This is a genomic window from Mesorhizobium sp. M0119 (assembly GCF_040322615.1).
Lineage (GTDB): Bacteria > Pseudomonadota > Alphaproteobacteria > Rhizobiales > Rhizobiaceae > Mesorhizobium.
This window is the reverse complement of record NZ_JAMYTU010000046.1, coordinates 1-10,000: the sequence shown is the minus strand read 5'-3', so window position 1 is coordinate 10,000 and position 10,000 is coordinate 1. Positions and strand designations below refer to the sequence as shown.

Below are 10,000 nucleotides of genomic sequence, written 5' to 3'. Positions count from 1 at the left end.
TTCTGTAGCCGACTGCCGCTGCGGCATGGGGACAACAAAGCCGGCTGTCGCAGTGGAGCCCTATTGCCGCCGTATTGCAGTTTGACACCAAGGCCAACGAAGCAGGCGAACGCGCCACCCGCGCAGGGCCTTCTATAAGAGACCAAACGGCGCCTCCCAGGCGCTTCCTATAAGAGACTAAAGAGAACCCTAGAGACAGACGTGTGATTGGGGATTTCGGCCGGGGCCAGGCGCTTCGTTGACTTCACCCGCCGTGACAGGCAAATGTCATGGCCACAACAAGAACGACAAGCCGTTCCGCCCCGGGGAAGAAGCAGCCTTTCTGGATGCCAGACACGGAAGATGTCATAGCCGACCTCGGCAACGAGCCGCCGCTGATCGCGGACGGCCGCAGCGGCCCTCCCGACCGGCGCGAGGTTTCGGCGCGCTGGCTGTCGGGCACCTTCCTTACCGGCGTGACCTCGAGCGTGCTGATGGGCGTGGCGCTGTTTGCAGCGCTTGACGGCCGCCAGCAGTTGGCGACCCCGCCAGAGATCGCCGAGCTTATCAGCCTTGCCAGTGGCGACGATTCCGGTGAGGTCGCCAAGACGACCAGGCTGGTCGCGCTGCGCCAGATCGCCAAGGCCAAGGATCGCCGGCGCATGGAAGTGTCGATGGTGACCAAGGTTGGCGACCGCGACGTCATCCACACCATGCCTTTCGTGCAGATCAAGATGGCGCTTGCCGCCGGTCACACGACCAGCCGGGCCTACCCGCCTTTCGACCCGATGCAGGTGTTTGGCAATGGCGACGACAATGCCGCCCAGCCGGCAGCCGCCACCGCCAGCCAGATCTATGGCGCCAAGGTCGAAAGCGAGATGAGCTTGAAGACCGTCGATTTCCCGATCGAGACAGCGGCCTTCGACGAAAAGAGCGACCTTTCTGCCGACGAGGTGGAAAAGGTGGTGCGCGAGGCCGGCACCGATCTGAGCGACGGCGCTGTCCAGGTCGCTTCGCTGCATTATGTCGACCCGCAGCGATTCGGTGACGGCTTCGCCGAAAGCATGGCTGGCTCCTATGACGTCAAGATCGTCCCGGAGAACGTCTCGGTGTCGCCGCGTGCCGCCATCGACGACCAGGCGCCGGCCTTCGCCGAGGAAATCATCCCCTTCACCAAAGATCTCGACATTGCCGAGGCCTTCGCTGATTCGGGTTATACCGGCGAGGATGCCACCGGAATGGCCGAGGCGATCGCCAAATTGCTGAATGCCACGGCCCTCAAGGCAGGAACCGTGCTGCGCGTTGGGCTCGAGGTCCATGGCGACGCCGCCAAGATCGTTCGCACCAGCGTTTACGACAGGACCCAGCACATCGTCACCATCGCGCTCGACGATCATGACCAGTACGTGCCGGCGCAGGAGCCGGAGCCAAATCCCGAATTGCTGACGGCGTTCGACGATTCGCCTGCGCCAATAGTGCGCGGCAATCTGCCGAACGTCTATGACGGCATCTACCGCACCGCCTATTCCTACGGCATGTCCAAGGCGATGACGCAACGGCTGATCAAGTTGCTGGCATCCAGTGTCGACTTTCAGTCGCGCCTCAATCCCACGGACCGTATCGAGGTGCTGTTCTCGCAGCCCGATGGCGACGACCAGGCGTCCGACGAATCCGAGCTGCTTTACGTCTCCGCGACTTTCGGCGGCACGAGGCGAAATTTCTACCGTTTCCAGATGCAGGACGGCAGCAGCGACTACTTCGACGAAAACGGCAGCAGCGCCGAGCAGTTTCTGCTGCGCAATCCCTTGCCCAATGGCCGATTTACGTCCGGGTTCGGTGCCAGGCGTCACCCCATTTTGGGGTATGTGAAAATGCATACCGGCACCGACTGGGCAGCTCCGGTAGGGTCGCCGATCATTGCCGCGGGCAACGGCGTCGTCGAAAAGGCCGGCTGGGCCGGCGGCTATGGCAAGCAGATCATTTTGCGTCACGCCAATGGCTATGAGACATCCTACAACCACCAGAGCGCTTTTGCTAAAGGCATCGAGCCGGGTGTTCGCGTTCGCCAGGGTCAGGTTATCGGCTATCTCGGCTCAACCGGCCTCTCCACCGGTCCGCACCTTCATTACGAACTGATCGTCAACGGCACCAAGGTCGATTCGATGCGCGTCCGCCTGCCGGTCGGCAAGACGCTGAAGGGCGACGACCTCGTCGCCTTCAAGCGCGAGCGCGAACGCATCGACGACCTGCTCAAGCAGGAAGACAGCAATCAGTTGAAGGTAGCGAGCGCCAAGATCGAAGGCTGAGCCGGCGTTTTTCGTCGTCAGCCCTGCTGATTCGCCGCGTCGCGCGCCAATGGCAGCCGCTCGCCGGAAACCGTCGTCCACGCGGTGATTGCCGAAAGCAGGCAAAGCAGCGCGGTCACCGCGGCAACGGCGGCGAATGCCGCGTCGCTGGCGGCAAGTCGTGCCGCATCGAGGCCGGGCGCCAGGCCGGCGGGCGGCGGTTCGCCGAAGCCCGGAATCCCGGAGCCGGCACCGGTGCCGAGCACACCAGCATAAACCCAGGCCGCCAGCGATCCCATCGCCGCCACGGCGATCAGGCCGCCGATGCGCGAAACGGCGTTGTTGATGCCCGAGGCCGCACCCGTATCCTTGTCCTCGACCGCCGTCATGATGGCGGTCGACAGCGGCGATACCACCAGCGCCATGCCGAACCCCATCAGAGCCATCAGCGGGAATACCCCGATCCAGAAATTGTGGATCCCCCAATAGGCCAGCAAGGCAAGTCCGGCAAAGGCAAGAGCCACAACCAGACTGCCGCTGGCGATCGGAAAGCGAGGCCCGATGCGGTCGGACCACTGGCCGACCGGTCCGGACAACACTGCGATCAGTGCCGACAGCGGCAGGAAGATGAAACCGACCTCGGCCGCGCTCAGCCCCCATCCGGCGATCATGAGCATCGGCAGATAGAACAGATTGGCCGACAGCGCGAAATAAAGGAAGAAGGTCGCCACATTGGCGCCCGCGAACGCGCCGATCCGAAACAGCGACAGGTCGATCATCGGCTCGCGCCGCCGGCGCTCGAAGACGATGAATACGACGAGCAAAACTGCACCGGCGGCAATACTCGGGCCGGACATCAGCCCCTCCCCCTCGCCGCTCATCGAGGTCAGGCCGTAAGCGAGAGCTCCGAACGCCAATATGGCGAGTGCAGCGCCGCCGAGATCGAGGCTGCGCTTTTCCGCCGGCGCGTCGGCAGGGACCTTGGCCAGCAGAAGATAGATCGAGATAAGACCAAGCGGCAGATTGATGGCGAAAATCGCCCGCCAGATGCCGTCGCCGAACGCCGACAGCACGAAGCCGCCCAGCACCGGGCCGAGCGCCGTCGTCAGTGCCGATGCCGCGGCCCAGATGCCGATCGCCCGCCCGCGTTCCTTTTTTGGATAGGCTTTGGCGATAATGGCCAGGCTGCCCGGCACCATGATGGCCGCTCCGACACCCTGGATAGCCCGAAACGCAATAAGCACCGCCGGGTTAGGCGCTAACGCGCAGGCGAGCGAGGCGGCGATGAACAGGACGATGCCGGCGACAAAGGAGTGGCGCAGGCCGAAGCGATCGCCGGCGGCGCCGCCGACGAGAATGAGGGCTGAAAGCGTCAATGCATAGGCATTGGAAATCCATTGTGCCTCGGCAAGGCTGGCGCCGAGGTCGAGGCGGATCGCCGGCGTCGCAATGGCCAGGACCGATCCGTCGATGAAGCCGAGCGCGGAAGCCAGGATCGCGGAGATCAGCACGAACCGCCGCTGCGCCTGCGGACAGAACGTATCTGCGGGAAGCGAGCCGGTCAGGGGAACGGCGCCGGTACCGACTTTGGTTGGCGTGTGCATGCCGCCTTACCTAGTCCGCCGGCGCGCCGGCGACAACCGGCTAGCAGGCTGTTCTCGTTGAAACCAGCCCGAACCTGGCCACACAGGCAGGGTCACGCCGATCCGGGTGCAAACGGCAGACGCCGTGCTAAGCTTCTCGCAGCGCTACAGACAACGGGGAAATACCGCATGAAACGACCGCTCGAACCCTCGGCGGAAGGACGCGGGCGCGTCGTCGGCATCACCGACGGCGTGTTCGCCATCGCGCTCACCCTGATCGTTCTCGAGATCAGGGTGCCGGCGCATGAAACGGTGCATTCCGAAAGCGAGTTGATCACCGCGATCACAGCACTGGCACCGCGCTTCCTGACCTATGCGCTCAGCTTCCTGACGCTGACCATCTTCTGGTTTGGCCAGCAGGCGCAGCACGGGCTGATTGCAAAATCCGACCGGCGGCTTGCCACGCTGAACCTTTGCTTCCTCGGCTTCATCGCCTTGCTGCCGTTCTCGACCGATCTTTTGGCCGACTTCCTCGAATACAAAACCGCGGTGCTCGTCTACTGGCTCAATCTTTTGATGCTCGGCCTGACGCTGCTCGCCAGTTGGCGCTATGCGGACAAGAATGGATTTCTGGCCGAAGGTGTCGACGCGGAGACCACCCGAGCGGTCTATCTGCGCATCGTCAAGGCACAGGTCCTGTGGGCGATCGGCGCTGCACTCTGCCTGGTCAGCCCGTTGCTCAGCGTCGGCTTCATCCTGGTGGTGCAGTTGATCTACGCGGCAGCGCTGCGCGCGCCACTGCTGCGCAAGGTCATCGGCTGAATGGAGCGACGCCTGTCCGCTTTAGGGTGTGTTGAGATTCAGGTCAGGCCGAGTCGAAAATGGTGGCTTCCGAGAACCGGAGCGGAGCGTACTTTTGGGGACGTGAGCACCGGAAGCGCAGGAAGCCGCCGTTTGCAGGCCGGCATCACCTGAGTATCAACATACCCTACTCGATGAACTCCACCGTCACGCCGGGCGTCACGATCTTGGCGAGCTCGCGCGCATCCCAATTGGTCAGCCGCACGCAGCCGTGGCTTTCGGTCTTGCCGATCTTGGACGGATCCGGCGTGCCATGAATGCCGTAGGTCGGCTTGTCCAGCGCGATCCAGACCGAGCCGACCGGGCCGTTCGGCCCCGGCGGGATGGTCAGGATTCTGTCGTTTTCGCCCTGCTTGAAATTGATGTTCGGGTTATAGGTGTAGTTCGGATCAAATGCGACACGCGACACCGTATGCGTGCCGGACGGCGACGGCGTGTCCGACGAGCCGATGGTCGCCGGATAGGCTGCGACCAGCTTGCCCGCCGCATCATAGGCGCGGACCTGCTTATTGGCCTTGTCGGCGATGATGCGCGCCACCGGCGTCGCCACCAGCCTGCCGAAATTGGCAACCTTGATGATGGTGCCTGGACGATTGAAATTGGCCTCCGGATTGAGCGATTTCAGATAGGCCTCGTCCATGTGGAAGCGCTCGGCCAGCGCTTCGGGCACCGACGTGTAGCCCATGCGATCGAGCTGGGCCTTTTGGCTGTAGTCCTCCGGTATCGAGGCGACATAGGGGCCGGCCGCATCCTCGGGCGTGATCGTATAGGAGGCGAAGGCATCGCCGCCGGATTGCGCCAGGGCCGCCTGGATGCCGATCGCGTCGGTCGATTTCAGATTGCTGCCGGTGATCTCGTTATAGGCGGCGAGCGCCTTATCGACATTCGAGCCGAAGCGTCCGTCGATGACGCCGGGCGACGCACCGGCACGGTCGAGCAGCACCTGCAGCGCCGCCACGTCCTCGCGGGCGCCGAGCGCAAGCGACGGGTCGACCGCCGTCCTGCCCCCAGTGCCGGGGGGCGGGGCTGTGTCTGGCGGCAAGGCCGCCTGCTCGTTCGGCACTGTCGGCTCGACCGGCTCGATCGAGGCCTCGTTGAGCGGCTGGCGCTCGATGGTGCGCGGCTTCACCGGCTGCGCTGCCTCCGGATAATCGTTGCCGTAGCCGTCATCCCGTGGCGCTTCGGGGAAGGCTTCCACCGAATTGTCGCCATTAAAGTCGTAATCGTCGGCAGGCGGCACGATGATCCTGCCCTCGTCTTCCAACTGCCTGCGGCGGTAGCGCGCCATGTCCTGCGGGTCGTCGAGATAATAGCGGTCGTCCTCGACCGGCCCGAGATTGCGCAAGCGCTCACGGCGCAAAGCACGGCGGTCGAGCCTGGTCTGCGGCGGCTGGATGGCGATAACCTTGCCGGTCTCCGCATCGACGATGACGCGGTTTCCCCTGGCGTCGTAGTAGATATCGAGATTGCCATTCTGGGCGATCAGAACGCCCCCCGTATCGGCAGCGCGAACAACCCCCGGCGCGGTGTCCGCCACGGGTGAGGCCATCGCATTAGACGCCAGCAGCCCGGCAGCAAGCGCTGAAAGGGTGAAGATGGTGCGCAACATGGTGGCCAAGATTCTCCGGTCCGTAAATGCCGCCGTCGGCGTTGTCCTCGTAGGGCGCCGTGCGTCCTTTCGGACGCGTAAAGGTCGCTCCAACGCCTAAATCTCCGCATCGTGCTTTCCGAACATCGAATTCGATCTTCGGGCCGATGCGGCAGGCGAACCCCTTCGACGGCAAATCAGTTGTCAACCATAAGGTTCCAATATGAACCGGGCATGAAGATGGCGGATTTCTGGCCGATCAACCGACAGTGAGCCGCAATTCCTTGCGGGCCTGCTTCGTCAGCTTCAGCGCGACAAGACGGTGGCTTTCGCGCAAATAATCCTTCAGCGCCTCATCATCCATGCTTTCGCTTGTCCGGCGCTGGATCCATTTCATGCCGCGCGAGGCGAGATACGGCGCCGGCCGAAGGCCCGGCTGTTCCCTCAGCACATCATAGGCGATATCGGAGGATTTGAAGGTGACGAACGGCTCCTTGCCTTCACTCCAGCCGCCGATCGCAAACACCTTGCTGCCGACTTTCCAGACATGGGCGCCGCCCCACTGCACGACGTGGGTCGTCGAAGGCAGCGAGGCGCAGAAACTGTTGTAGTCGTCCAACGTCATCTGCGCCCCGCCAGTGGTATTAGACCATGAACCGAAGGTCGGCCGATTTTTCGGAAAAGATCATGGTCAAAATTGAAGATAGGAGTTCCATCCCGATTCGATCGGGATGGAACAGGCACTTGGCTTGAAGTCAGGCGGCCGCCTCGGTTGCCACGACTGCCGGCTTCGAGCGGAAGTTCAAGCGGTCGGAGCCGGCGGTGGCCTTGATGGTCGAGCCGTCGAGGATCTCGCCGAGCAGGATCTTTTCCGCCAGCGGATCCTGCAATTCCTTCTGCATCACCCGCTTCAGCGGCCGCGCGCCATAGGCCGGGTCGTAACCCTTGGCCGCCAGCCAGTCGATCGCCTCCTGATCGAGCGAAAGCGATATCTTGCGGTCGACAAGCAGGTTTTCCAGCCGCTTGAGCTGGATTTGGACGATCTGGCCCATATCCTGGCGGCGCAGCCGGTGGAACAGGATCACCTCGTCGATGCGGTTGAGGAATTCCGGCCGGAACGAAGCCCTGACGACATTCATCACCTCGTCGCGCACGACGTCGACATCCTGGTCCTCGCCGAGATTGACCAGATATTCGGCGCCGAGATTGGACGTCATGATGATCAGCGTATTCCGGAAGTCGACAGTGCGGCCCTGCCCGTCGGTCAGCCGGCCGTCGTCGAGCACCTGCAGCAGCACGTTGAACACGTCCGGATGCGCCTTCTCGATCTCGTCGAACAGCACGACCTGATAGGGCCGGCGCCGCACCGCTTCGGTCAGCGCGCCGCCTTCCTCATAGCCGACATAGCCGGGAGGCGCGCCGATCAGCCGGGCGACTGAGTGCTTCTCCATGAACTCCGACATGTCGATACGCACCATGGCGCTCTCGTCGTCGAACAGGAAGCTGGCCAGCGCCTTGGTCAATTCGGTCTTGCCGACGCCCGTCGGCCCGAGGAACATGAACGAGCCGAGCGGCCGGTTCGGGTCCTGCAGGCCGGCGCGCGCACGGCGAACCGCTTTAGACACCGCCTGTACCGCCTCACCTTGCCCGACGACGCGCTTGCCGATTTCGTCTTCCATGCGCAACAGCTTGTCGCGCTCGCCTTCCAGCATCTTGTCGACCGGGATCCCCGTCCAGCGCGAGACGATATGGGCGACGTGATCGGGGCCGACCACTTCTTCGACCATGCCGGCCTTGCCATCCCTGGCTTCGGCCTGCTTCAGCTGCTTTTCGAGTTCCGGGATCTTGCCATAGGCAAGTTCGCCGGCGCGCTGGAATTCGCCCTTGCGCTGGGCAATGGCAAGTTCGTTGCGCGCCTCGTCGAGCTGCTTCTTGAGGTCGGCGGCAAGCCCGAGCTTCTGCTTCTCGGCCTGCCATTTCGAGGTCAGCTCGGTCGATTCCTCCTCCAGGTTCGAGAGTTCCTTCTCGAGGCGGACGAGCCGGTCCTTCGAGGCATCGTCCTTCTCGACCTTCAGCGCCTCGCGCTCGATTTTGAGCTGCATGATACGGCGGTCGATCTCGTCCAGCGCCTCGGGCTTCGAATCGACCTGCATGCGGAGCCGCGACGCGGCCTCGTCGACCAGGTCGATCGCCTTGTCCGGCAGGAAGCGGTCAGCGATGTAGCGGTTGGACAGGGTTGCGGCCGCGACCAGCGCCGAATCCGAGATGCGCACCTTGTGGTGCTGCTCGTATTTCTCTTTCAGGCCGCGCAGGATCGAGACGGTGTCTTCGACCGTCGGCTCGTTGACGAAGACCGGCTGGAAGCGGCGGGCAAGGGCCGCATCCTTCTCGACATGCTTGCGGTATTCATCGAGCGTGGTGGCGCCGACGCAGTGCAGTTCACCGCGTGCCAGGGCCGGCTTCAGCAGGTTCGACGCATCCATGGCGCCATCCGCCTTGCCGGCGCCGACCAGGGTGTGCATCTCGTCGATGAACAGGATGATGCCGCCGGCGGCAGACGTGACTTCGGAAAGCACCGCCTTCAACCGCTCCTCGAACTCGCCGCGGTATTTGGCGCCGGCGATCAGCGACCCCATGTCGAGCGCCATCAGTTGCTTGTCCTTGAGCGATTCCGGCACATCGCCATTGACGATGCGCAGCGCCAGCCCTTCGGCAATCGCCGTCTTGCCGACGCCGGGTTCGCCGATCAGCACCGGGTTGTTCTTGGTGCGACGCGACAGCACCTGGATGGTGCGGCGGATTTCGTCGTCGCGGCCAACGACGGGATCGAGCTTGCCCGCACGGGCGTCCGCCGTCAGGTCGCGCGCGTATTTCTTCAGCGCGTCGTAGCCCTGCTCGGCGCTCGCCGAATCGGCGGTGCGACCTTTGCGTACGTCGTTGATGACCTGATTCAACGCCTGCGGCGTGACACCGGCCTTGGCCAGGATGTCGGCGGTCTTGGCCGACTTTTCCATGGCCAGCGCCTGCAATAGCCGTTCGACGGTGACGAAGCTGTCACCGGCCTTCTTGGCCAGTTCCTCGGCGGTCGAGAACACCTTTGCCAGCGGCTGCGCCAGATAGAGCTGACCATTGCCGCCTTCGACCTTGGGCATTGCCTCCAGTGCCGTTTCAACGCCGAGCTTGACGTCACGGACATTGCCGCCGGCGCGCTCGATCAGTGACGCAGCGAGGCCTTCGTCGTCGTCGACAAGGACCTTGAGGATATGCTCGGGGGTGAATTGCTGGTGATTGCGGGAAAGCGCCATGGTTTGCGCGGACTGGATAAAGCCGCGCACGCGCTCGGAATATTTTTCAAGATTCATGCCTGTCTCCTTCCGTCACCGGCCCGCTTCGCGGCACCGGATCAGATTGCGGTGACGGACCCGCCCGTTCGAGCCGGATCCTGTTCACGCAAGATATGGGACGCAAACCACGGACCCTCAAGACGCCTCTACACTGGCGGACGCATAATATCCCGAGCGCGCAAAACAAAAACGGCGGAGATTTCTCTCCGCCGTCTATGCATGTCGCGCAAAAGTGTGCAGCGATTTTGCGATAACGACATGCATCAAAACAAGAACCTAAAGTATCCGTTTTGATCAAGGGGTTTTAGGGGCCCATTTTCGCTGCGCCTTGAGGAGAGCGTTTGCGAGGATGATGAGCTT

At 63.1% G+C, this 10,000-nt stretch carries 6 protein-coding genes; 2 read left to right on the top strand and 4 right to left on the bottom strand.

What is annotated here, in order from left to right; all coding sequences use genetic code 11:
* Positions 1-326 precede the first annotated feature (326 nt).
* Positions 327-2,285 (top strand): M23 family metallopeptidase, encoded by a 1,959-nt coding sequence (locus tag NKJ40_RS27150; RefSeq protein ID WP_352468705.1) that lies wholly within the window; start codon positions 327-329, stop codon positions 2,283-2,285.
* A 17-nt stretch (positions 2,286-2,302) separates the two neighbouring features.
* Here the strand turns inward: NKJ40_RS27150 and NKJ40_RS27145 are convergent, their stop codons facing one another.
* A complete protein-coding gene (locus tag NKJ40_RS27145) occupies positions 2,303-3,868 on the bottom strand; it encodes an MFS transporter (RefSeq protein WP_352468704.1) in 1,566 nt (521 codons plus the stop codon).
* Between the two features lie 168 nt (positions 3,869-4,036).
* On the opposite strand from NKJ40_RS27145, the gene NKJ40_RS27140 reads away from it, so the two are divergent.
* Positions 4,037-4,669 (top strand): TMEM175 family protein, encoded by a 633-nt coding sequence (locus NKJ40_RS27140; protein ID WP_352468703.1) that lies wholly within the window; start codon positions 4,037-4,039, stop codon positions 4,667-4,669.
* 166 nt (positions 4,670-4,835) lie between these two features.
* On the opposite strand, the gene NKJ40_RS27135 is transcribed toward NKJ40_RS27140, so the two are convergent.
* The 3 genes from NKJ40_RS27135 to clpB form a co-directional block, all read right to left on the bottom strand.
* The gene (locus NKJ40_RS27135) at positions 4,836-6,317 is read right to left on the bottom strand and encodes a L,D-transpeptidase family protein (RefSeq protein WP_352468702.1); all 1,482 of its coding nucleotides are present in this window, start codon (positions 6,315-6,317) and stop codon (positions 4,836-4,838) included.
* Positions 6,318-6,555: 238 nt separating this feature from the next.
* Positions 6,556-6,921 (bottom strand): MmcQ/YjbR family DNA-binding protein, encoded by a 366-nt coding sequence (locus tag NKJ40_RS27130; RefSeq protein ID WP_352468701.1) that lies wholly within the window; start codon positions 6,919-6,921, stop codon positions 6,556-6,558.
* Between the two features lie 130 nt (positions 6,922-7,051).
* Entirely contained in the window at positions 7,052-9,658 is a 2,607-nt protein-coding gene (gene clpB / locus NKJ40_RS27125; RefSeq protein ID WP_352468700.1) for an ATP-dependent chaperone ClpB, read from the bottom strand.
* Positions 9,659-10,000 lie beyond the last annotated feature (342 nt).

Coding starts and splice junctions, on each gene's coding strand:
- NKJ40_RS27150 (WP_352468705.1), top strand. CDS start 327: ATGCCAGACACGGAAGATGTCATAGCCGACCTCGGCAACGAGCCGCCG.
- NKJ40_RS27145 (WP_352468704.1), bottom strand. CDS start 3,868: ATGCACACGCCAACCAAAGTCGGTACCGGCGCCGTTCCCCTGACCGGC.
- NKJ40_RS27140 (WP_352468703.1), top strand. CDS start 4,037: ATGAAACGACCGCTCGAACCCTCGGCGGAAGGACGCGGGCGCGTCGTC.
- NKJ40_RS27135 (WP_352468702.1), bottom strand. CDS start 6,317: ATGTTGCGCACCATCTTCACCCTTTCAGCGCTTGCTGCCGGGCTGCTG.
- NKJ40_RS27130 (WP_352468701.1), bottom strand. CDS start 6,921: ATGACGTTGGACGACTACAACAGTTTCTGCGCCTCGCTGCCTTCGACG.
- clpB (WP_352468700.1), bottom strand. CDS start 9,658: ATGAATCTTGAAAAATATTCCGAGCGCGTGCGCGGCTTTATCCAGTCC.